The organism is Haladaptatus sp. HS23 (assembly GCF_056892285.1).
In genome coordinates, this window is record NZ_JBXGLH010000005.1 from 231,001 (window position 1) to 251,839 (window position 20,839).

Consider the following 20,839-nt stretch of genomic DNA (forward strand, 5'->3'; position numbering starts at 1 on the left):
AAAATTGGAGACCGAACGAGGATGCTACCGGAACAACGGAAACGAGAAATCGTGGAGTACATCTCGGAGCAGGACGGTTGCTCCGTCGAAGAACTCGCGCGGGAAATGGAGTGTTCACCGGCGACGATTCGACGGGATTTGACCGATCTCGAGGAGCGAGAGCTGATAAAACGCTCCCACGGGGGTGCCCTGCCCGTCGCGAGTGTCGGCGGTGAAAAGAACGTTCGCGAGAAGAAGGTCTACAATCTCCAACAGAAGATCGCTATCGCCGAACGAGCTATCGAAGAGATACACGAAGGGAACGTCGTCTTTTTCGATTCCGGAACGACGACGATGGAAGTCGCGAAAAAGGCGCCGTCAGGCGATTCGTTCGTCGGCGTTACGAACTCCCCGTTGATAGCGCTCGAACTGCGGGAACGGGATGGTGAAGTCCAGCTTACCGGCGGGTCGCTTCGCCAGCGGACACTCTCGCTGATAGGGTCGACAGCCGAACGATTCATGGAATCGTCTAACTTCGACGTCGCGTTTATCGGGACGAACGGAATCGGTGCGGAGGGCGTTCTCACGACTCCGAATACCCAAGAGGCCCGAATGAAGGAGCTGATGATAGAGAATTCGAAACGGGTCGTACTCGTCTCCACCGCGGGAAAATTAGCGGAACGAAGTTTCAAGGAATTCGGGACGCTCGCGGACGTAAACGTCTTCGTCACCGACGAGGAGTTGTCGGAGAAACATCGCCAGTGGTTCGAAAACGCCGACGTGCGTGTCGTCGATGGAGCCGCCACATAGACCCGACTCTCCGAGTGACTCAGTTGAATAGCCGTTTGAGCCGAGCGAACAACCCTTTGGATGGGTCACCACCCAGCTGTTTTTCTTCCTGTTTGGGTGCGGTATCCGGCTCCGTCTCCTCTGTATCGTCCGCTTGCAGTTCCGTTTCTTCTACAGTTCCCGATTCTGCGAGCGCGACGGCGTCGTGAATCACGCTCTCGGCGTCGTTGACGGCGTCTTTGACGGTTCCTTTCATGACCGGTTTCCCATCGAACCGGTCGCGGCTCACGGCGGTATCGGCGGTGATAATGACGACCTCCGCGGCCTCGATTTCGTCGGGAGTGAGTTCGTCTTGGGCACCCATCGCCCCCTGCACTTCGACAGAGATGTCGTGGCCCATCTGTTCGGCAGTCGTCTGCAGGTTTTCCGCGGCCATTTGGCTGTGAGCGATTCCGGTCGGACAGGATGTGATTGCGACTAGTTTCATTGGGTATCGATGACGTTCGTGACGTCGCTTCTTGTATTTGCGGTCAGAACACGTGCTGCAACGTCGGAAGCACGCGCTTTCTCGGTCGTTTCGACGTTGGATTTCACTTCGGGAATCGTCACCGCGCTCATGCTCAGTTCGTCGAATCCCAGTCCAACGAGGAGTTCGGTGAGGGCCGGGTCACCGGCCATCTCCCCACACATACCGATCCAGATATCGTTGCTGTGTGCCGCCTCGACGCTCCGACGGAGTGCCCGAAGGACCGGCGGGTGCAACGGGTCGTGTAGGTCCGCCACTCGCTCGTTTTCGCGGGCGGCGGCCATCACGTACTGTGCGAGGTCGTTCGTCCCGACGCTCAGGAAGTCGACGCGGTCGGCGAATTCGTCCGCCATAAAAACGGCGCTCGGCGTTTCGATCATGACGCCCAATTTGGGAATCGCGTACTCGATTCCTTCCGTCTCGAGCGACTCGGCGACCGTATCGACGTAGTCGAGCACGGCATCGAGTTCGGCGACGGTCGACACGAGGGGGAACATCACGCTCAGCGTTCCACCCGAAGCGTCCGCCGCTGCTCGTAGAAGCGCGCGCAACTGCGTTTCAAACAGGTCCTCGTCGGAACCCAGCGAGCGGCGAATACCACGCTCCCCGAGGAACGGATTCTCCTCGTCCGGCAAATCGAGATACGGAATCCGTTTGTCCCCGCCGATATCGAGCGTCCGGATGACGACTCGACCGTCCTGAAACGCTTCTACCGCTTCGACGTACGTCTCGTACTGTTCCCGCTCGGTCGGAGGGGTCTCCCTGTCGAGGAAGAGAAACTCCGTTCGATAGAGACCGACGCCGTCGGCACCCCTCTCGACGGCGCGCTCCACCTCGGTCGGCCGTCCGATGTTTGCGGCGACCTCGATTTCGGTATCGTCGGTCGTCTCGACGCGATGAGGACGCACGTCGACGTTCGCTCCGGTATCGACGGCGGCGAGCGTTTCGTCAGTCGGATCGACGACGACTGCATCCGTCGTCCCGTCGACGATGACGTTCGACCCGTCTTCGATACTCTCGAGTTCCGAACCGACGCCGACGACGGCGGGCAGGGCGAGCGAGCGGGCGAAGATGGCTGCGTGCGAGGTACGCCCGCCAGTAACCGTGGCGAACCCAGCCACCTGATTCGGGTCCAGTCGAGCGGTGTCGCTCGGCGTTAGTCGCTCGGCTACCAGAACTGACCCCTCCGGCAACTCCGTCAGGTCGACGCGCTCGGTACCGGTGAGCAACCGAACGAGACGGTCACGGACGTCGCGAAGGTCGTCCGCCCGTTCCGCCATCTGCCCGTCCATCCCCTCGAACTGTTCGATCGGACCCTCGAATGCCGTCTGTACCGCGTATTCGGCCGGTGAACCCGCGTCGATGGCGGTCGTAACGCCGTCCTCGATTTGGGGGTCTTCGAGGAACTGGACGTGGGCATCGAAGACGGAAGCCTCCTCTTCGCCGACGTGTTCCGCCGTTCGTTCGCGTTCGTCTTCGAGTTCATCACGCGCTCGTCGACGTGCCCTCTCGAATCGTTCGAGTTCGGCTGACCGTTCGGACGACGGAACCGTTTCGTCGTCGAGGGCATCGCTCGTCGAGGTGTCCGGTCGATATCGGACCACAGTCCCCGTTCCCGTTCGAGGTGTGACACCGACCCCCGTAAGCGTCCGTTCGGTCATGTATCGGCCAGTTCACCCTCCGGGGTCGTCAACACCCGTTCCAGCGCATCGAGCGCCTCGTCCGCGTCTTCGCCTTCGGCAACAAGACGGACGTCGTCGCCACATTTCGCCCCGAGACTGGTTATCGCGATCATGCTCGCGGCGGAAACGAGGTCGTCGGAATCCGCGTGACCGATTTCGACCGCGGCGTCGAACTCGTTGACCGTTTGGACGAACTTCGAGGCCGGTCGTGCATGTAACCCGGCTTCCGGGACGATTTCGACGACTCGCTCGCTCATGCGACCGCCTCCCGAAGGGCGGCTTGCACCTCAGCGGGCGTTTCCGCGGCGTACAGGTCGTTACGGACCTCCTCGTGCATGAGCGCGCGCGAAAGCGAACTGAGGATGGTGAGGTGGTCTTCGGCCTCCGACTCGGGGACGAGAATCATAAACAGCAGCTTCGCGGGTTTGTCGTCCATCGCTCCGAAGTCGACGCCATCGGTCGAGCGGGTGAACGCCACCGACGGGCGAGTGACGGCATCCGTCTTCGCGTGCGGGATTCCGATTCCCATTCCGACCCCGGTGGTCGTCTCCTCCTCGCGAGCGAACAACGCTTCGAGCGCCACGTCACGCTCATTTACCCGGTCTGTACTCACGATGAGGTCCAACAGGTGTTCGATGCAGGCGTCTTTCTCGCTCGGCGGTTCGTCGAGCGAGATATGCGATTCTGGAATCAGGTCGTCGATATCGTCTTGTTCGATTTCTGAGCTCATGTGTTTGGTATCGGTGATCTCTTGAAACGGTTAGTCGTTCGTCTGTGTCGTCGTCGTGGTTTCGGCCGAAGCGACCGTTTCCTCGAAGTCGCTCTTGAGGAGCGTCGCAATAGTGGCGGTAATGATCGTACCACCCGCGACACAGGCGAGGAACAGAACGGGATGGTTCGAGAGCAAAAAGACGAAGATGCCGCCGTGGGGGGCGGGCATCGTGACGCCGAGAGCCATCGAAGCGGCTCCGCCGACGGCGCTTCCGGCGACGATGCTCGGGATGACGCGAAGCGGGTCGGAAGCACCGTACGGAATCGCACCTTCGGTGATGAAGGCGAGTCCCAGTGGAATGGCGCTCTTTGCGTTTTCGTACATCTCCGCGGTGTACTTCTGAGGGGCGATGAAGTTCGACAACGCCATTCCCAACGGGGGAATCATCCCGGCGATCATCACGGCGGCCATCGGTTGGTATATCTGTTCGGTCAGCAATCCGACGGCAAACACGTACGAGACCTTGTTGATAGGCCCGCCCATGTCGAACGCCATCATGCCGCCGAGGATAGCACCGACGAGTATCGCCTGGCTCCCCTGCATTCCGCGGAGGAACGATGTCAACCCCGCGTTCGCGATTGCGACTGGAACTCCGATCACGAAGATGACGATGGGCGACAGTATCGCCATCGTCAGCACGGGAATGATGAGGACGGGCATCATCGGCTGAATCATGTCGGGGACGTTCCGTTGCTTTATCCACCGGGCCACGTATCCCGCGGCGAGACCGGCAACGAGCGCACCGAGGTAGCCAGCACCGGCCGAACCGCCTTGAAGCCCGATAACGTCGCCCGCGGCTTTCAGGATGTTTCCTTGCTGGATGATGTACGAGAGTAAGAACCCCGGTGCTAGCCCGGGACGGTCCGCGATGGCGTACGCGATATAGGCCCCTAAGATGGGAACCATAAACGTCAAGCCAGCGGTGCCGATCTGTGCGAGGAACCAATCGGGACGGCCGGTAGCATCGAAAATCGTCTTGGTCGCCTCCGTCCCGCCGAGGAACGTCGAGAGCGCATATCCCAGTGCGAGAAAGATTCCGCCGATCGTCACGAACGGAATCATGAACGACACTCCGGTCATCAGGTGTTCCTTTACGGAGGTGACATGTGATCGCAATGCCCCCTCAATCACGTCGCTTTGTGTCATAGTCGTGTTCCATCACTATCGTTCATAATACTGTTCAATAATATCTCCGAATACGATTATTCCATATCATTCCAATAGAAACATTCTCGAATCTGTTCACTGTCCGGTGGAAAGGTCGCCGTCTTCGGAGTCATCGTTTCTCGTCATATCCCGTTAATACGCCGTTACCGGCATTTCTTCTGCGTTTGCAACCGTGTTACTAAGCGGTGGAACGCTCGTCCCGGAAATACTGATCGCACTCGACGCGACAGCGACGCCAGTACGGAGTGCGGCTTCGTCGGACCCACCTCGTTGACGTTCGGCGAGCACGCCGGAAAGCAGTGCGTCTCCCGCGCCGACCGTATCGACGACGTCGACGTCAAGTGCGGGGGTGTGAAGGACGGCATCGGGCGTTGCCATGATCGCTCCGTTTTTACCGAGAGATGCAACCACACGCTCGAATCCCTCCTCTTTGAGTCTCCGAACTGCGGCGACTGCACCGTCGAGGGTATCGACATCCCGCCCGGTTGCGGCCTCCAACTCCTGACGGTTGGGCTTACAGAGAGCATACGTCGCGTTCAAATCTCGGAGCACGTCGCCACCGACGTCGACGACGGTTTCCCACGAACCTTCCTCCGCGATTCGGTCGATAGTTTCGACACTAACACCGGCGGGGAGGCTTCCCGCAATCACGACCGTCTCGGGGGAGTAGTGTCGTAACTTGTCGATGACACGATTCGCGTCGCTCTCGCGAATGGTGGGACCGTTCTGATTGATTTTGTACTCGGATTGCGGAGTGAGAATCGTCGTGTTCAACCGCGTCGACCCGGGTATCTCGACGAAATCGTTCCGAACACCGCGTGTCGCCAGTTCCTCTTGTAAAAACTGCCCCAAGAAGCTTCCGACATAACCGGTGGCGACCGTTTCGACGTCGAGTTCGACGAGGTACTTCGAGACGTTGATTCCCTTGCCTCCCGGATCAAGCCGTACGTCATCGGTTCGTGCAACGGTGTCCGAAACCAGGTCGTCTTCGAGTTGCAGCGTATGGTCGACTGCGGGATTGGGTGTGACCGTCAGAATCATCGTATTGGATACGGATTCGTGTGTTTCATCCGCAGCGATTCCTCTACTCGCGACCCTTTCGAGTCGCCAACAGCTGTGCTAGCGAGGCAGTTCATCGTCGAACCAGTATTGTGGTGGAATCATTTCGTGAACTCATCTCCGGGTGACCGGTATTCGTTACTACTATCCAATCGTTAATTCGTACAATAGTGCCTAAATGATATCGGTTATGATTATTTTAGAATATTCGGTGCGTAAAAATAGGCGCTATACACAACATGAGTCGATGAACGGGACCACACCGACCACGTGAGCGCGATGCCATCGACATAGCCGACCGCGCACACCTCCGTCTTATCCTCTATCGTTCAAATAGACCTCGAGGTGATCGAGACGGTCTTCGAGGTCGTCGATCTGCTTTTGCCGTTCGATGAGTATCGAGACGAGCGCGGGAATCTCCACGAACCGAGGCGTCTGCAACCCGCCCGCATCCGCGTGTACTCGGGCGAACTCGAAGAGCCGGTCGAACACCTGCTGGTCGGCACTACGGAGTCCCCGTCGATACTCCTCCCAACGGCTCTCCATCGCTCGAAGGAGGTCACGATACGTCGAATCAGTTCGCTCCACGGGCGCTCACCTCCGTTCGAGCGCCGACGTTCGGACTCGGGGTCGGTGAGCCGGAGCCGCCCCCTATCTCGTAGAGATGTCCCTTCATGTAAAGCCGTTCGACGATATCCTCGGCAGCGGGCCGCTCGAGATCTTCTTCTGCATAGAGAATCGAGTACGCGCGTTCATACGTGAGTTCTCGTCCGGGAGAGCCCTCACGAGCGCGTCGAGCGCTTCTTGGGCGAGCGGTGTGAGCGGGTTCTTCTCATTCGAGACCGTTCGTACTTTCCAATTCGAGTACTCCACAGGTGAACTCTCGGAAAAAGTCTTTGTGACGATATGGGGTTCGTCGGACTACGAGAAATGAACGGACGGCGTGGGTGTACGGGTTGGTCGTGTGCGAAACCGATTCCGTGGGGTCAGTCGTCGCTCATCAGGTTTTGGCTCGGTGTCCCGTCCGACGCCGGTTTCGCCGAGAGGTTCTTTCGCCGAGCGTCTACGTTCGAGAACACGTACACTAGCACTATCAGCGTCACGAGACCGATGGGGAGTAAAACGAGCGGACTGAGGCTCGTGAACCCGTACAACAGATACAGGAACGCCGTGGCGATGAGGACGGTGAACGCGTAGTACATCTGCGTGCGGACGTGGTCGATGTGGTCCGACCCGGCGAACGTCGAAGCGAGTACGGTCGTGTCGGAGATGGGAGAGCAGTTGTCCCCGAAGATAGCGCCGCTGAACATCGAACCGACCACGACGGCGACGAACTGCGGCGAACTGCCCCCGACTTCCCACGCTAACGGAATGACGATGGGTGTCATTATCGACATCGTCCCCCACGACGTGCCGATGGAGAGCGAGATGACGGCGGACGTGAGAAAGATGACGACGGGGAGTACCGTCGGTGAAACGACGCCCGACACGTACTGTGTGACGAAGTCACCGGTGCCGAGCGCGTCCGCGACCGAACCGATCGACCACGCCAGCACGAGGATGCTGACCGCCGGGAGCATCGTGCCGAACCCGTCGAGGATGGTGTCCATCGTCTCGTCGAGCGTCATGACACCTTCCCCGACCGCCAGCGCGATGGCCGTCGCGACCATGGAGAACGACCCCCAGACGAGCGCCGTCGCGATGTTGGTGTTGTTCACCATCTCTATCGTCGTCCGGCCGGGCGCGTAGCCCATCATCACCGCACCGCCGATGACCACGGAGACGAGCGCGAAGACGGGAAGGACGAACGTCCGTAGGGGCGCGTTGTCGTCCGCCGGTTCGCCCAAGTCCTCCTTGATGTTTTGGAGCGGGTTCGCACCGTCACGGATGACGTTCCCGGTTCGCTGTGCGCGGTTTTCGGCGTCGAGCATCTCGCCGAAATCCCGCCCGCTGATGACGATGATACCGACCATCGCCAGCGCCAGTATCGAGTACATGTTGTACGGAACGCTTTGGAGAAACGTCGCCGTCGCGCTGGGTGTCTGTTCGGCGATTCCGAGTTTCTTGTACTGGTCCGCTATCAACCCGATTTCGAACGCGACCCAACTGGAGATGCCGATGGTCGCCATCGGCGCGGCCGTGGAGTCGAGGATGTACGCCAACTTCTCGCGGGACATCCGTTTCTCGTCGGCGATGTTCTTCAGCGAACTGCCGACGATGGCGTTGTTGGCGTAGTCGTCGAAGTTCCAGAGGAGGCCGAGCAACCACCCCGCGATGCCGACCTTTCGATGCGAGTCGATTCGCCGGGTGGCAAAGCGCGTGATGGCCAACGCGCCACCCAACCGCCAGATGAGCGCGATTCCAGCCCCTAACAGGAGCGTGAAGACGAGGATTTTCGCGTTGAACGTACTCTCACCGATGGAGGAAACTATCCAATCAAACGTCTGTGCGATGCCGATGCTCCCACCGTAGATGATGCCACCCGTCCAGACGCCGATGAATAGCGACAACATCGCTCGTCGCGTGATAACGGCGAGTACGATGGCTAACAGCGGCGGTACCAGCGATAGTATCCCGAAGTGAGGGGCCATGCCATGCACATACACAACACACCGTAATAGTAGTTCTTACCAGAATTAATTAATAAATTTTCGTATTTTGATCGGAAACAGAGGGTGTTTCGGGACTCACTTCCGAAACGAGCCGCCGATCACTTAGTTATATCATCCGGAGATACGAACGTCGATACATGACTGTCACGGCGATGCTAACCGTCGCGCCGCTCGACGACGCGACCGTGGATTTCGACGCGGAAATCGCGAAGGCCATCGACGCGCTGGACGACTTCGACGTTCGGTACGAGACGCATCCGATGGAGACGACGATTCAGGCCGACGAACTCTCGGAAGTGTTCGCCGCCGCTCGGGCGGCCACGGAGGCCGTCGATGCGTCACGGACGCTGACGACGTTGAAAGTAGACCACTTCCGGGAGGAAACGCTCGACGTGGACGAAAAGGTAGAACGCGTCGAACGGCACCTTCGACGCCCGGCCCGAAGCGACCGTTGAGCGGTTCGGAACTGATAGCGTTTCGACCGCCGAGCTATCCCTCGAATTCCGGGACACTCGGCGAGGGGAACTCGGTCTTTCACCGAACCTTGAGCGCGTACCGCCCCGGTTCGGCGATACCGAGACGGCCGCCGAGTTCGCTCCGGTTCGGATGCGCGATTCGTACGTATCCCGCCCAATCGTCGGTGAAATAGGTGGCGTTACACATCGGGCAGCGCCGAGCGGATTCGTCGACGAGGGCGCTACAGTTCTGACACGCGAGTAATTTCGTCATCAGTCTGCCGTGGCGGGCTCTTCGGTTTGGTCGGCGACTTCGAGGAGTTCCTGATACCGATTTCGGATGGTCACGTTACTGACTCCCGTCGCTTCCGAAACCTCGTCTTGGGTCAACTTTTCGGTCGTGACGATTCCGGCAGCGTAGAGCGCCGCTCCGGCGAGTCCGACGGGGCTTTTCCCGTTGTGGACTCCTTCCGCCTTCGCCTTTCGGAGAAGGTCGTGTGCACGCGCTTCGAGTTCGTCGCTGACCTCGAGTTCCGACGCGTATTTGGCGACGTAGTCTTCGGGGTCCGGCGGCTGGATTTCGAGGCCGAGTTCCTTCCCGATGTATCGGTAGGCCCGTTTGAACTCCATCTCGTCGACGCGACTCACGTTCACGACCTCGCCGATAGAACGCGGTATCGCGGCTTGTCGCAGCGCGGCGTAGACGGCGGCGGTCGCGATTCCCTCTATCGACCGTCCCGGAAGGAGGTCCTCGTCGAGCGCCCGACGATAGATGACGCTCGCGGTCTCGCGAACGCTCTTCGGCACCCCGAGCGCCGACCCCATTCGCTCGATTTCGCCGAGCGCCTGCTTGAGGTTCCGCTCCTTGTGGTTCCGCGTTCGGAAGCGTTCGTCCCACGTTCGGAGCCGTTGCATCTTCTGGCGCTGGCGAGTCGACAGGGTTCTCCCGTGGACGTCACGGTTCTGCCATCCGATTTTGCTCGACAATCCCCTGTCGTGCAGCAGTTCGGTCGTCGGCGCGCCGACGCGAGACTTCTCGTCGCGCTCTTGGCTATCGAAGGCTCGCCAATCCGGGCCGTGGTCGATTTCGTTTTCGTCGACGACCAGACCGCATTCCCGACAGACTGTTTCGCCGTGTTCGGAGTCCTGCGTGAGTGTCCCACCGCACTCCGGACAGACGTACTGCTCTTCGGCCGCCGTTCTCGATTGCTCCTCGCGTTCGATATCTGTGTTCGTGTGCGATTCCGCTGCGTACTGTCTGATTGCTTCGGTATCCTGGAAAGCGTCGTCGGTAGTCGGGTGGATGGCCCGGGCTACCGTTCGCTGCACTCTCATATAGGTGGCCAACGCGGATGAGTATTCGGTTGGCATGAACCGAATACGGTCGCTCGAACGACGGCTTCCGGGAGCATTCCGAGTGGATTCGCGGTCTATACGTGCTGCTAGCGCGATTCGTGTTCCCTCGCCGAAATCCACTTCTTCATCATACGCCAAGGTACGCCATGCGCGAGTTCGTCTTCACGATCAAATACGACCGGGGTATCGACCCGCTCACGGACCGGTTCATCGACCACCCGTCGATGCTGGCGAAATCGCTGTCCTGTTGCGTCACGAAGCGGAGCATGTGGCGGGTGGACCGAATCACGGGGTCGAACGAGGCGCTGTCGGCGCTCGAATCGGTGTATCTCGATACGGACCACTGCAACGAGTGCGTCGGCGGAACGGGTTGCGGTTCCCGCCGTGACTACGAGATTTTGGAGACGGATACCGGCACGCGGACGATATACGCGTATCGTACGGAGATGGAGGGGTGCCACTCGATTCCGTACTACGCCGTCCAACTGTTCGGCGACGGGTTGCTGTTTCAGACGACTCGTCGGGAGAACGAGTACAGGTGGCGTATCCTCATGCGCGAGGACGCTGCGGTCGGGGCGCTTTACGACCGGATTCAGCGGAACCTTCGGTCAGGGGTTCGAATCGAACTCGACCAGGTCGGAACGACGACGCGGTGGCGCGACACGACGGTAACCGTCGCGGACCTCCCATCCGCCCAGCGAGAGGCGCTCATCGCCGCGGCCGAACGCGGTTACTACGAACTGCCCCGTAAAACGTCGGTCGCCGAGGTCGCGGCCGATATCGGCGTTCCACGCTCGACGCTCCAGTATCGGCTTCAGCGCGCCGAAAGCTGGCTCGCAACGCGGTTCTCGGACGTCCTGTCGTTCTGAACGAATCGCCGCTTCTCGGGAGCAGGTCTTCGAGCAACACGAGTCGGCGTCACAGCGGCGGAAGCCTCGCCTCGATAGCCTCCCGCTCCGACTCGAACCACGGCGGTAACTTCAGGTTCGTTCCGAGTTCTTCGACCGGTTCGTCCTTCGTGAATCCGGGCGGGTCGGTGGCGATTTCGAACAGGATTCCGGCGGGAATTCGGTAGTAAATCGACCGGAAATACTGGCGGTCGATGACCGGCGTCACGTTGAGTCCGCGTGCGACGAGGTCCTCCCGCCACTCCAACTGCTGGTCGTCGTCGGCCGTTCGAAACGCGACGTGATGCACCGTTCCCGCTCCGACGCGTCCCGGTTGCAGGTCCGGCACGCATCGTAAATCGAGCACCGTCCCGGGATTCGAACCGGTCGCTCGGTATCGGAACCGTTGCCCGTTTTCGTCGCCGATGTACTCGTACCCCATCGTGTCTTCGAGCAACGAGGCCGTCCGCTCGTATCCCTCCACGGCGAGCGTCACGCCGTAGAATCCACGGATAGCGTACTCCGTCGGAACGGGACCGTCTCGCCACGGGTCGACGTCGGTGGCCTCCCGGTGCTCAACGAGTTCCAATCGGAGACCGTCGGGGTCGGAGAACTCGACCACCCGTTCGTCGAATCGCCCCGTCGGACCCGAGTACTCGACGTCGTTGGCCGCCAGTCGCTCGGTCCAAAAGTCGAACGAATCGGGAGGGACGAGGAACGCGGTCGCGTCCGCCGTCCCGACTCCTCGCCGCCCCGGCGCGGCATCGGGCCACGGAAAGAATGTCAGTATCGTGCCCGGATGACCGACTTCGTCGCCGTAGTAGAGGTGATAGGTGTACTTGTCGTCGAAGTTGACGGTCCGCTTCACGAACCGCAACCCGAGGACGTCGGTGTAAAAGCGGAAGTTCCGCCGCGGGTCGGTCGCGATTGCCGTTACGTGATGGATTCCCGGGATGTGTTTTTCCTGACTCATGCGTCTTCGACTCTTCGTTAGTTCGGTGAACGATGCGCTACCGAGTCTCGATGGACGCCTCGGTATCGTGACCGCCTCGGACGACTAGCCGACCGGTCCCCGCTCGGATATACAACGCCTATCGTGTTACCTCTTACCAATGGGATGCCGTTGCGACGCGTCGATGCCATCACCAGGAACTGTAGCGCTCCTCTTTCCACGGGTTCGCGACCGTCGAATAGCCCCGTTGCTCCCAGTACCCGCGTTTCGATTCGGTCAGAAATTCGACGCCCGTGACCCACTTCGCACCTTTGTACGCGTACTTGTGTGGCGTGACGACGCGCAACGGACCGCCGTGTTCGGACGGGAGCGGTTGGCCGTCCAGTTCGAACGTGAACAGCACTTCCTCGCGCAGACACTCGTCCAGCGGTAGGTCCGTCGAATAGCCGTCCAACGAGCGAAACAGGACGTGAACCGCGTCATCGCGAACGCCTGCACGGTCCGCCAGCGCGGGAAACGGGACGCCGGTGAACTCGTTGTCGAATCGACTCCATCCCGTCACGCAGTGGAAATCCTGACGCTGCGTTTCGCGCGGTCCGTCGGTGAACTCCGACCACGAAAGGGAGAGGTCGGTATCGATCGCGCCCGTGACGGTGAACTCCCACGTTTCCATATCCCACTCCGGAACGCCGCTCTTCGAGAGGACGGGGAACTGTTCGGTGCGTCGCTGCCCCGGCGGAAGTCGCTCGCCGTCGAACTCCTCGTGAATCGAGGTCGTGTCAATGACGTCCATAGGACGCCGCTCTACGGGGATATGGATAGCGTTGACGGCGCTCGTCACGGATAGCGGACACTTGAACCGTCCATCGGGAGTCCGAAACCGGCGTTACACACCGTTCGATTTCCGTTTCGGGATGAACGATGTGCCGGATTTATTCGTCCTGTGCGCGGGTCGTAGAGGGAGAACGCATGCCACTGCTTCGATTCGAGACCGCGGATTCGACGGAACGGACACAGATCGGCGAGGGTCTCGTGCGATTCGCGGTGAAAGCGGGCCGCTTGGAGAGCGGTCGAGAGGAGGGAAAATACTTCCTCAACCACGAAGACGGCTGTGGAGAGGACGGGAAACGCATCATGCCGGGCGACCCGTTCTTCTTCGATACGGAGACTGGCGACATCCTCTGTGCGGACCACGGGAAGCAGCGTAGCGACGGAAAATAGCTTCCACCGTCGTATCCGAACCGGTGAAGGCCGCTCCATCGTGTTCGGCGGTTTCGGATACCCCGCACCTAGCACGTCAGCCATTGCCCGTTCGTCTCGGCGTTACAAACGACCCTCCGCGCCCCCGGTCGTCTCGTGCTCCTCGAGGAACCGTTCGGTGCCTCTCCTGACGAGGACGGGAAATCGTTGGGCGAAAAAGAGTCCCATCCGCGTAATCCAATCGGTGTAGATGACGGGACGGGTCGATTCTATCTGCTCGGCGAGTTTGCGTCCAACGTACGCGGGGTCGCTCATCTGCGATGCCGGATACCCCAGTCTCGTCGCCGACCGCGTTTCCGCCAGTCGGGGATGCATTATCGTACACGACACGTTCTCGTGGCGTAGTTCGTGCCGTAGGGAGCGCGTGAGCGATTCGATGGCTCCCTTCGTGGACGCGTATCCCGAGAGCCCCGGATTGCCGACCCGACTGACGCCGGAACTCACGTTGTGGATGATTCCCCGATTACGGGCCTTCATGTGGGGCAAAACGGCGCGTATCGTCCGAACGTATCCGAAGTAGTTGACCTCGAACACCCGTTTCGTGTCCGCGAGGGTCTGGTCCTCGAAAAACCCGAAGCCGAGGATCGCGGCGTTGTTGACCAAGATATCGATCCGGTCCCATTCTTCGATGACCGCCGATAGTGCCGTCTCGACCCCTTCATCCATCGTCACGTCGCACTCGTAATACCGAACACGCGCGGGATGGGCCTCTTGGAGCGATTCGATGGCCTCCCCGTTGACGTCGAGTCCGGCGACGCGATAGCCGTTCTCGACGAGCGTGGCGAGCACGTGATACCCGATTCCCTCGTTCGCGCCGGTAACGACCACGACCCGCGCATCCTCGGTGGGCTGCATAACGCTCCTACTACGTTCGAAATGGAGATGAACCCACTAGTCCGTTCAGCGATAGACGGCCCGGAATCCGGTTGCGTTTCCTGTCGATAGTCATCACTCCCGTTTCGTCAAAACCGAATCTACCAGAATAAATATGGGGAAGGAGGGATACGTATTCTACATGGACGTTTGTGATGATGTCCCGCACGAACTGCAGTGGGAAAGTGGGAGATATATCGGTGGGACGAAAGAGACGTGGATGGGACTCCTCATCGGAATCGTCTTTGCGACCATTTCGTGGGTATGTATACTGTATTCCGCCTTCTCAATCCTGTAACCTAGCGGGACCGACCGTCGAGAGACTCACTTTCGTTCTTGTGTGTCCGCCGGATAGTCGCCTATGAACCGCGTGAGGATGTGACCGATGCTCGTGTTCGCGGCCCGTGCTCGACTTCCTCGAACGGGCCGAGCGGTCGTCCTCGGTGGGAACCGAGAGGAGTACGGTCGCGTCGTCGACGAGAAGCGTGCGCCCAGTGACCCCGCCATGATGTGTCTCGGGGACGACCAAGACGTGAACGTAACTGTCCGAAAATTGAGTTTGCACCTCTCGGTCGCGAGTGGCGACCATCACTCGAAGATATAATCGCCGTCAGCGGTCGTCTCGGGGACCCGTGTGACTCCGAAGTGTCCAGTTCCTCCAGTGGAACAGTTCCACCGTCCCCCACACCCCGACGAGAAGCGCCGCGAGGACGAGGAGGTTGAATTCGAGCGGGCCGATCCACGTCGGAAAAACCCACTGAGCGGTCGTGTAGACGTACGTGTACCGCGCACCGAGTCTGTCGACGAGGCTATCGCTTTCTCCCTTGACTCCGGTCGTTCCGACGTCGCTTCTCGCTTCGAGTTCGCTCATCGTGGGTCCCGCCGGTTCGTCACCGTACACCGGCCGTTCGACGTCGTACGGTTCGAACGAGATATCGACGTCCCAGACGACCTCACCGTCCGGCGTCACTTCGAGCGCCCTGTTGTTGTTGCTGTCGACGATGAGCGTGTTTCCGTTCGGGAGGCGGTCCGCGTCCCGCGGCCAGTCCAACCCCTTCCCGTAGCTCCACGTCCGTTTCCACCCGTTCTTCGTTCGCTCGTACTCGACGACGCGGTCGTTCTCGCTGTCCGCGACGAGGACGGTGACGGGGTCCTGCGAGAGGAGGACCGGGTTGTGCTGTTCGTTGAGGATGTCGTAGTTGTCCTCCTCCCCCAGCGTCCAGCGAACGCGCTTTGACTCCCGGTCGATGAGCATGACGCGGTCGAAGTTCCGGGGACTGACGAGGAACGCGGAGCCGTTATCCACCGCGTCGATGTCGTTCAGGTGGGTGTAGCCACCGGGTCCGCCACCCGCGCTCTTGGGAAAGTGTTCGCGGAACCGATACTCCCAGACGACCCTGTCTTCGGAGCGGTCGTACACGAAAACGCGGTTGTCCCTGCTCAGGTCGGCGATAGCGTACCGGTCACCGCCGAGGTAGTCGATGTCGTGTGTTCCGGGCGGAATTTCGAACTTCCGCAGCACCTCCCCTGTTCGCCAGTTCATCTCGATGGCGTAAAACGTCACGTCGAACGAAAATGCGGACTTCTCCATGCTCCCATCCCGCGCGACGAACAGGACGCGATTCGGCCCGAGCGGGTCGACGTCCATATAGCGGTCGTACTCGCTGTGCATCCAGATGGGCTCGTTCGTCGCCGTGTCGAACGCGACCAATCTCGCCTGTCCCGTGGGGAACTCCTTCCCCTGCGCGGAGACGAACGTGACGTTCTCGGCGGGGATATCGTCGGCCTGTTGACTCCCCTCCTTCGAGACGGTCAAGTCCTCGTGCATCACGCCGCTCGCCACGACGGGCGCGAGAAGTACTAGAAGTATGATAAAAACCGAACCTCGAAACTTCTGCGTTGGCATCCACTCGCACAAACGACTTCACCATACATTAATCAATTTACAATATGGGTCTATCAGGCGGGGTTGTTCCCCGTTGATTTTCTCCCCCTCTGTTGTCAAAATTCTGTCTAACCATCGGAGCTGTTCGCCGAATAGGTCGTGCGAGCGCGTTCTATCGACGTCTCATTCGCTACCCATCGCCCGTTCGACGGTGTCGGCCGCTCGCTCGGCACCTCCCGCGGCACCAGCGGACGCGTTGAACTCCTCGATTGCGCCGTAGTACGCCGCAGCGGAGACCGTTTCGACTGCGTCGCGGAGTTTTGCGGCGGTCGGGTCGTCACGACCGAGAGCGATACCGACTCCCGACGTTTCGACCTGTTCGGCGACGAGATACTGGTCGGCCATCTGCGGGACGACGACCGGCGGCGTCCCGAGCGAGAGCGATTCCATCGTCGAGTTCATCCCGCCGTGAGTGACGAACGCGTCGACCCGTTCGAGCACGTCGAGCTGCGGAACGCGCGAGCGGACGTGCACGTTCTCCGGACTCGCGGCGTCGAGGCGTTCAGCATCGCCCTTCGCCTTCAACACGACTTCCCAGTTGCCGTCGTCGAAGGCTTCGATGCATGTCTCGAAAAAGTCGTCGTCCCCGTGGACGACCGTTCCGAGCGAAATATACACCGAGGTCCGCTCTGCGAGTCGGTCGAGCGGCAGCCCGGCGTCTCGTTGCTCGTCTCCTGCGCGAACCATCGGACCGACGAAGGCGTGGTCGTCACCGAAGGACTCGGCGTCGGGTTGGAACTCCCGGGTGAGCGGGACGATGGACCGGTCGGCGTCCGCGACGAAGAAGTCGCTCGGGTCCGGGTCGTCGATGTCGATGGAAGTGAGTACGTCCGTTATCGCGCTCGGAAGCGGGGTGTCCCCGCCGTCCGACGAACGGATGTGTTCTATCAGCGGCGACCCCTTCCGCATGGCGAACGACGTGTTGAACGACACGGTCGGCACGCCGAGTTCGTCGGCCACGGCACGACCCCACAGACACATCGGGTCCGTGACGACGCAGTCGGCGCCGTCAGCAGCGACGCGGTCCACGAGCGACGGGACGTCGTCGAGGCTCTCGCTCATGAACTGAACGAGGCGCTCTCGGCGCTCGTCAGCGCCGTTATCGGCCGAATCCGTACTGGGCTTCTTGGCGTCGATACGACCCATCAAATCGTAGCCATCGTCGAGACGTTCGAACGTCGCACCGGTCGGTTCGACGACCGCCGCGAACCGCTCCGGCAAGTAGTACGTGACTTCGTGACCCCGCTCGTTGAGCTCGCGCGCCGTTCTGAGCGTGGGATTGACGTGACCGTACGCCGGGAGCGAAAAGAGTGCAACGTGATGTGACGTGGTACTCGCTTCGTCGATAGTTTGATGCGAGTCCCTTTCGATTCGATGCATTTAGATAGGGTTGAGCTCCCGACCAGTTTTTTTTCTTTCGGCATCAGAAAGACATAATTATAATCTCTGAGGGTCGTCCCGCCCGTCGGTCGTGACGGGAGGAAATGGGACTCGATGCCAATGACTAAGTAGAGAATAACTGAACGCTAGCACATTCATGCCAGTCGATACCACTGCCGTCGACGACATCGTTTCGGCGCTTACGATGGAAGAGAAGCTCCGCCTCGTCCACGGTGCCGTCGACCCGGACGGAACGGCAACGGGATACGTTCCCGGGGTCGAACGGCTCGGCGTACCGGAATTCAGACTCGCTGACGGGCCGCTCGGGGTACGGGTCCCGGGCCGCTCGTCGACCGCGTTTCCCGCATCGATTTCCCTCGCGGCGACGTTCGACGTCGACCTCGCGCGACGTCAGGGCGTCGCACTCGGGCGCGAGGCCAAGGCACACGGGCAAGACGCGGTCCTCGGGCCGGGACTCAACATCATCAGAACGCCCCACTGCGGCCGAAATTTCGAATACTTCTCGGAGGACCCGCTCCTCTCCGGCGCGTTCGCCGCGGCGGTGGTCGAGGGTACCCAGGCCGAAGACGTGGTCGCGACGCCCAAACACTACGTCGCGAACAATCAGGAAACCGGTCGCACAACCGTCAGCGCGGCGGTGAGCGAGCGAACGCTCCGCGAGTTGTACCTTCCGGGGTTCCGTGCCGCCGTCGAAGCGGGAGCGGGGGCCGTGATGACCTCGTACAACCGCGTCAACGGAACGCACACGAGCGACCATCATCACCTCGTCACCGAGATTCTGAAGGACGAGTGGGAGTTCGACGGGTACGTCGTCTCCGACTGGTTCGGGACCGAGAGTACCGTCGGTGCCGCGAACGCCGGCCTCGACCTCGAAATGCCCGGAATCTCACAGGAGGAACTCCGGACGGCGTTCGGCATCGAGGACTCGCTCGACTTCGAGGACCACGACGGTATGCCCAACGCCACGGAGACGGGGCTGTTCGCCGGACCGCTCGGTGAAGCGGTCGAGAACGGAGACGTGCCCGAGGGCCGTCTCGATGACATGGTCGCGCGTCTCCTTCGTCAGCTGAAACGCATCGGCCTGTTCGATGACGAGGAGAGGGAGGGCGAACTCGATACGCCTTCACACCGCAGTCTCGCGGAATCTATCGCCCGTCGCGGGTCGGTTCTGCTGACGAACGACGGGACGCTTCCGCTCGGCGAGAACGCCGACGTGGCCGTCCTCGGTTCGGGCGCGACGACGGCAATGTTGGGCGGCGGGGGTTCCTCCGAGATGGACCCGTTCGAACAGATACCGACCGCCGACGGCATCCGTGGGCGGGCGGGCGGCACCGTGACCGTCGAACGGGGAATCGCCGAAATAGAGGAGTTCTCGTTCTTCGAGGACTCGAAGGAGAGCGACGACGGCACGGACGAAAGCGACATCGAAGCGGCGACGGCCGCGGCCGAAGACGCCGACGCTGCGGTGGTGGTCGTGCGCGACACCGTATCCGAAGCCATCGACCGGGAGGACCTCCGTCTCCCGGGCGACCAAGACGAACTCGTGGAGGCGGTGGCCGCAGCGAACGACCGCACGGTCGTCGTCGTTCAATCCAGCGGACCGGTCGAACTCCCGTGGCGAGACGACGTCGCAGCCATCCTCGAAAGTTGGTATCCCGGCCAAGCCGACGGGAACGCGATTGCCGCGATACTGTACGGCGACGCCGACCCCGGCGGTCGCCTCCCCGTCACGTTCGCACCGGAGAGCGATTATCCGACGGCGGACGAGCGGGCGTTCCCCGGCGTCGACGACGTCGTCCACTACGACGAGGGAGTCTTCGTCGGGTATCGGTACTTCGACGCGGAGCACGTTGAACCGACCTTCCCATTCGGTCACGGTCGCTCCTACGCCGACTACGAGTACCGCCACGCCGAACTGACCGACGACGAGACGGTGTCCGTCACCGTCGAGAACGTCGCCGACCGCGACGGCCGCGAAGTCGTCCAGGCATACGTCTCGCCGCCGGAAGTCGACGGGGTCAGTCGGCCCGTTCGGGAACTCGGTGGCTTCACCGCTGTCGAGATTCCCGCCGGTGAAACCGTTTCCGTTCCCGTTTCGCTCGACGACGCGGCCTTCCGTCGGTACGACGAAAACGAAGGATGGCTCGTCGACGAGGGGGAATACGTCGTCGAAATCGGTCGCTCGGCCGGCGATATTCGGCTCGACGTAGCCACGATTCGGTGAGTCACACGTCGTCGGATGGGGTATCTTCCCGCACATCCGTTGCTGGATGTCACTCCTCGAAGCGCCTCGATGAAACTCGTGGACGAGGGGTTGGCGCTACTGGCCAGTGGGAGACGATTCGTCGCGCTGTTCGATGTATTCGGGTGGGATGGAGTCGACGGTGTAGATGTCGTGACCGCGCTTGTCGATTTCGAAGCCGTCCCGCGCCATGGTTTCGGAGTCGATTACCAGAACTACCGGCTCGTCGGCGTGACGCCCGCCCACCGCGAGGGCTTCCCGTGGCGTTTTCGAGAGATGAACATGCTGGCGACTCATCGGTTTGAGCCCTTCCTCGGCGATGCTGTCGAGGTTTCGAGGTGCCGTCCCGTGATACAGCCGAGTCGGGACGTCCGCCTCCGTCGCTTGGATGCTTACGTCAACCGAATGGCCGTACACGGCCCGAATCCGGTCGTCGAGGCGTTCGAACTGGCCCTTCGAATCGGTGGTGACCACCGCGGCGACCTGCTGGGGTTTTGCCCACGAGTAGTTGTCCGTCACAGCGTCGACGAACGCGTCGTAATCGACCCATCCTCGGGTATCGAGCGTAAGCCCCACGTCGGCAGGAAAATGGCGTAGCACTCCACTCATGAACTTCGAGAGGCGAACGCGTCGATTCTCTCCGAGAACCGTCTCTCCCGTATCGCCACAGACGGGACACGACTCACCTACAAAATGCCCGTGGTCGTTACAGGTTCGGACCATACGCGAACCTATCATCGGATACGACTACTGTCTTCCGAACGGAGCAACCTGCGGACGGAGTCGAACGACGGGCGTTCAGTCGACTGCGCTTCGAAACACTTCTAGCCGTGTCCACTACGAATTCGTCTGGCCGTCACGGACACGTGGAAAAAGCCGCAA

22 protein-coding genes are annotated in these 20,839 nt (G+C 60.8%); 6 read left to right on the forward strand and 16 right to left on the reverse strand.

Going from position 1 to position 20,839, the window contains the following annotated elements:
• The first annotated feature begins 21 nt into the window (after positions 1–21).
• Positions 22–789: an HTH-type transcriptional regulator GlpR gene (gene glpR, locus AC1XDK_RS15830; protein WP_483350890.1), complete on the forward strand. Its 768-nt coding sequence runs from the start codon at positions 22–24 to the stop codon at positions 787–789.
• Positions 790–808: 19 nt separating this feature from the next.
• Here glpR and AC1XDK_RS15835 read toward each other — a convergent pair whose 3' ends face one another.
• The 8 genes from AC1XDK_RS15835 to AC1XDK_RS15870 all read right to left on the reverse strand — a co-directional run bounded on the left by AC1XDK_RS15835 (position 809) and on the right by AC1XDK_RS15870 (position 8,565).
• On the reverse strand, positions 809–1,255 hold the full coding sequence (locus tag AC1XDK_RS15835) for a PTS fructose transporter subunit IIB (protein WP_483350891.1): 447 nt from the start codon (positions 1,253–1,255) through the stop codon (positions 809–811).
• Positions 1,252–2,955 carry a phosphoenolpyruvate--protein phosphotransferase gene (ptsP, locus tag AC1XDK_RS15840; RefSeq protein ID WP_483350893.1) on the reverse strand — a complete coding sequence of 568 codons (1,704 nt, stop codon included), beginning with the start codon at positions 2,953–2,955 and terminating at the stop codon, positions 1,252–1,254. The genes AC1XDK_RS15835 and ptsP overlap by 4 nt, the downstream gene beginning before the upstream one ends.
• Complete coding sequence (gene ptsH1 / locus AC1XDK_RS15845; protein ID WP_483350894.1) at positions 2,952–3,233, reverse strand: phosphocarrier protein HPr; 282 nt, start codon at positions 3,231–3,233, stop codon at positions 2,952–2,954. The genes ptsP and ptsH1 overlap by 4 nt, the downstream gene beginning before the upstream one ends.
• On the reverse strand, positions 3,230–3,706 hold the full coding sequence (locus tag AC1XDK_RS15850) for a PTS sugar transporter subunit IIA (RefSeq protein WP_483350896.1): 477 nt from the start codon (positions 3,704–3,706) through the stop codon (positions 3,230–3,232). The genes ptsH1 and AC1XDK_RS15850 overlap by 4 nt, the downstream gene beginning before the upstream one ends.
• A gap of 30 nt (positions 3,707–3,736) precedes the next feature.
• The gene (locus AC1XDK_RS15855; protein WP_483350898.1) at positions 3,737–4,894 is read right to left on the reverse strand and encodes a PTS fructose transporter subunit IIC; all 1,158 of its coding nucleotides are present in this window, start codon (positions 4,892–4,894) and stop codon (positions 3,737–3,739) included.
• A gap of 153 nt (positions 4,895–5,047) precedes the next feature.
• Entirely contained in the window at positions 5,048–5,956 is a 909-nt protein-coding gene (gene pfkB, locus AC1XDK_RS15860) for a 1-phosphofructokinase (RefSeq protein ID WP_483350899.1), read from the reverse strand.
• A 333-nt stretch (positions 5,957–6,289) separates the two neighbouring features.
• Positions 6,290–6,520: a DUF8156 family protein gene (locus AC1XDK_RS15865; RefSeq protein WP_483351062.1), complete on the reverse strand. Its 231-nt coding sequence runs from the start codon at positions 6,518–6,520 to the stop codon at positions 6,290–6,292.
• Positions 6,521–6,960: 440 nt separating this feature from the next.
• Complete coding sequence (locus AC1XDK_RS15870; protein ID WP_483350900.1) at positions 6,961–8,565, reverse strand: Na+/H+ antiporter NhaC family protein; 1,605 nt, start codon at positions 8,563–8,565, stop codon at positions 6,961–6,963.
• A gap of 158 nt (positions 8,566–8,723) precedes the next feature.
• Here AC1XDK_RS15870 and AC1XDK_RS15875 point away from each other — a divergent pair, with 158 nt between their 5' ends.
• Positions 8,724–9,041 (forward strand): thiamine-binding protein, encoded by a 318-nt coding sequence (locus tag AC1XDK_RS15875; protein ID WP_483350902.1) that lies wholly within the window; start codon positions 8,724–8,726, stop codon positions 9,039–9,041.
• Between the two features lie 79 nt (positions 9,042–9,120).
• Here the strand turns inward: AC1XDK_RS15875 and spt4 are convergent, their stop codons facing one another.
• Positions 9,121–9,315 carry a transcription elongation factor subunit Spt4 gene (spt4, locus tag AC1XDK_RS15880; RefSeq protein WP_483350903.1) on the reverse strand — a complete coding sequence of 65 codons (195 nt, stop codon included), beginning with the start codon at positions 9,313–9,315 and terminating at the stop codon, positions 9,121–9,123.
• A complete protein-coding gene (locus AC1XDK_RS15885) occupies positions 9,315–10,376 on the reverse strand; it encodes a transcription initiation factor IIB (RefSeq protein WP_483350904.1) in 1,062 nt (353 codons plus the stop codon). The genes spt4 and AC1XDK_RS15885 overlap by 1 nt, the downstream gene beginning before the upstream one ends.
• A gap of 167 nt (positions 10,377–10,543) precedes the next feature.
• Here AC1XDK_RS15885 and AC1XDK_RS15890 point away from each other — a divergent pair, with 167 nt between their 5' ends.
• Positions 10,544–11,266: a helix-turn-helix domain-containing protein gene (locus AC1XDK_RS15890; RefSeq protein WP_483350905.1), complete on the forward strand. Its 723-nt coding sequence runs from the start codon at positions 10,544–10,546 to the stop codon at positions 11,264–11,266.
• 49 nt (positions 11,267–11,315) lie between these two features.
• On the opposite strand, the gene AC1XDK_RS15895 is transcribed toward AC1XDK_RS15890, so the two are convergent.
• Both AC1XDK_RS15895 and AC1XDK_RS15900 read right to left on the reverse strand, forming a co-directional pair.
• A complete protein-coding gene (locus AC1XDK_RS15895; RefSeq protein ID WP_483350906.1) occupies positions 11,316–12,257 on the reverse strand; it encodes a ring-cleaving dioxygenase in 942 nt (313 codons plus the stop codon).
• A gap of 169 nt (positions 12,258–12,426) precedes the next feature.
• Positions 12,427–13,029: a sulfite oxidase-like oxidoreductase gene (locus tag AC1XDK_RS15900; protein WP_483350907.1), complete on the reverse strand. Its 603-nt coding sequence runs from the start codon at positions 13,027–13,029 to the stop codon at positions 12,427–12,429.
• Between the two features lie 176 nt (positions 13,030–13,205).
• Between AC1XDK_RS15900 and AC1XDK_RS15905 the strand changes: the two genes are divergently transcribed.
• A complete protein-coding gene (locus tag AC1XDK_RS15905; protein ID WP_483350908.1) occupies positions 13,206–13,457 on the forward strand; it encodes a DUF8075 family protein in 252 nt (83 codons plus the stop codon).
• Between the two features lie 102 nt (positions 13,458–13,559).
• Here the strand turns inward: AC1XDK_RS15905 and AC1XDK_RS15910 are convergent, their stop codons facing one another.
• Positions 13,560–14,351 (reverse strand): SDR family NAD(P)-dependent oxidoreductase, encoded by a 792-nt coding sequence (locus AC1XDK_RS15910; RefSeq protein ID WP_483350910.1) that lies wholly within the window; start codon positions 14,349–14,351, stop codon positions 13,560–13,562.
• A 403-nt stretch (positions 14,352–14,754) separates the two neighbouring features.
• Between AC1XDK_RS15910 and AC1XDK_RS15915 the strand changes: the two genes are divergently transcribed.
• Positions 14,755–14,973 carry a hypothetical protein gene (locus AC1XDK_RS15915; protein WP_483350911.1) on the forward strand — a complete coding sequence of 73 codons (219 nt, stop codon included), beginning with the start codon at positions 14,755–14,757 and terminating at the stop codon, positions 14,971–14,973.
• Positions 14,974–14,979: 6 nt separating this feature from the next.
• On the opposite strand, the gene AC1XDK_RS15920 is transcribed toward AC1XDK_RS15915, so the two are convergent.
• Both AC1XDK_RS15920 and AC1XDK_RS15925 read right to left on the reverse strand, forming a co-directional pair.
• A complete protein-coding gene (locus AC1XDK_RS15920; protein WP_483350913.1) occupies positions 14,980–16,197 on the reverse strand; it encodes an outer membrane protein assembly factor BamB family protein in 1,218 nt (405 codons plus the stop codon).
• Positions 16,198–16,437: 240 nt separating this feature from the next.
• A complete protein-coding gene (locus tag AC1XDK_RS15925) occupies positions 16,438–17,694 on the reverse strand; it encodes a macrolide family glycosyltransferase (protein ID WP_483350914.1) in 1,257 nt (418 codons plus the stop codon).
• 157 nt (positions 17,695–17,851) lie between these two features.
• On the opposite strand from AC1XDK_RS15925, the gene AC1XDK_RS15930 reads away from it, so the two are divergent.
• Positions 17,852–19,939: a beta-glucosidase family protein gene (locus tag AC1XDK_RS15930; RefSeq protein ID WP_483350916.1), complete on the forward strand. Its 2,088-nt coding sequence runs from the start codon at positions 17,852–17,854 to the stop codon at positions 19,937–19,939.
• 96 nt (positions 19,940–20,035) lie between these two features.
• Here the strand turns inward: AC1XDK_RS15930 and AC1XDK_RS15935 are convergent, their stop codons facing one another.
• Positions 20,036–20,680, reverse strand: a complete 645-nt coding sequence (locus AC1XDK_RS15935) for an RNA 2'-phosphotransferase (RefSeq protein WP_483350918.1) — start codon at positions 20,678–20,680, stop codon at positions 20,036–20,038.
• Between the last annotated feature and the right edge of the window lie 159 nt (positions 20,681–20,839).

Bases quoted from the DNA above. Each gene is read 5' to 3' on its own strand.
- glpR (WP_483350890.1), top strand. From the start codon at position 22: ATGCTACCGGAACAACGGAAACGAGAAATCGTGGAGTACATCTCGGAG.
- AC1XDK_RS15835 (WP_483350891.1), bottom strand. From the start codon at position 1,255: ATGAAACTAGTCGCAATCACATCCTGTCCGACCGGAATCGCTCACAGC.
- ptsP (WP_483350893.1), bottom strand. From the start codon at position 2,955: ATGACCGAACGGACGCTTACGGGGGTCGGTGTCACACCTCGAACGGGA.
- ptsH1 (WP_483350894.1), bottom strand. From the start codon at position 3,233: ATGAGCGAGCGAGTCGTCGAAATCGTCCCGGAAGCCGGGTTACATGCA.
- AC1XDK_RS15850 (WP_483350896.1), bottom strand. From the start codon at position 3,706: ATGAGCTCAGAAATCGAACAAGACGATATCGACGACCTGATTCCAGAA.
- AC1XDK_RS15855 (WP_483350898.1), bottom strand. From the start codon at position 4,894: ATGACACAAAGCGACGTGATTGAGGGGGCATTGCGATCACATGTCACC.
- pfkB (WP_483350899.1), bottom strand. From the start codon at position 5,956: ATGATTCTGACGGTCACACCCAATCCCGCAGTCGACCATACGCTGCAA.
- AC1XDK_RS15865 (WP_483351062.1), bottom strand. From the start codon at position 6,520: ATGGAGAGCCGTTGGGAGGAGTATCGACGGGGACTCCGTAGTGCCGAC.
- AC1XDK_RS15870 (WP_483350900.1), bottom strand. From the start codon at position 8,565: ATGGCCCCTCACTTCGGGATACTATCGCTGGTACCGCCGCTGTTAGCC.
- AC1XDK_RS15875 (WP_483350902.1), top strand. From the start codon at position 8,724: ATGACTGTCACGGCGATGCTAACCGTCGCGCCGCTCGACGACGCGACC.
- spt4 (WP_483350903.1), bottom strand. From the start codon at position 9,315: ATGACGAAATTACTCGCGTGTCAGAACTGTAGCGCCCTCGTCGACGAA.
- AC1XDK_RS15885 (WP_483350904.1), bottom strand. From the start codon at position 10,376: ATGAGAGTGCAGCGAACGGTAGCCCGGGCCATCCACCCGACTACCGAC.
- AC1XDK_RS15890 (WP_483350905.1), top strand. From the start codon at position 10,544: ATGCGCGAGTTCGTCTTCACGATCAAATACGACCGGGGTATCGACCCG.
- AC1XDK_RS15895 (WP_483350906.1), bottom strand. From the start codon at position 12,257: ATGAGTCAGGAAAAACACATCCCGGGAATCCATCACGTAACGGCAATC.
- AC1XDK_RS15900 (WP_483350907.1), bottom strand. From the start codon at position 13,029: ATGGACGTCATTGACACGACCTCGATTCACGAGGAGTTCGACGGCGAG.
- AC1XDK_RS15905 (WP_483350908.1), top strand. From the start codon at position 13,206: ATGCCACTGCTTCGATTCGAGACCGCGGATTCGACGGAACGGACACAG.
- AC1XDK_RS15910 (WP_483350910.1), bottom strand. From the start codon at position 14,351: ATGCAGCCCACCGAGGATGCGCGGGTCGTGGTCGTTACCGGCGCGAAC.
- AC1XDK_RS15915 (WP_483350911.1), top strand. From the start codon at position 14,755: ATGCTCGTGTTCGCGGCCCGTGCTCGACTTCCTCGAACGGGCCGAGCG.
- AC1XDK_RS15920 (WP_483350913.1), bottom strand. From the start codon at position 16,197: ATGCACGAGGACTTGACCGTCTCGAAGGAGGGGAGTCAACAGGCCGAC.
- AC1XDK_RS15925 (WP_483350914.1), bottom strand. From the start codon at position 17,694: ATGCATCGAATCGAAAGGGACTCGCATCAAACTATCGACGAAGCGAGT.
- AC1XDK_RS15930 (WP_483350916.1), top strand. From the start codon at position 17,852: ATGCCAGTCGATACCACTGCCGTCGACGACATCGTTTCGGCGCTTACG.
- AC1XDK_RS15935 (WP_483350918.1), bottom strand. From the start codon at position 20,680: ATGGTCCGAACCTGTAACGACCACGGGCATTTTGTAGGTGAGTCGTGT.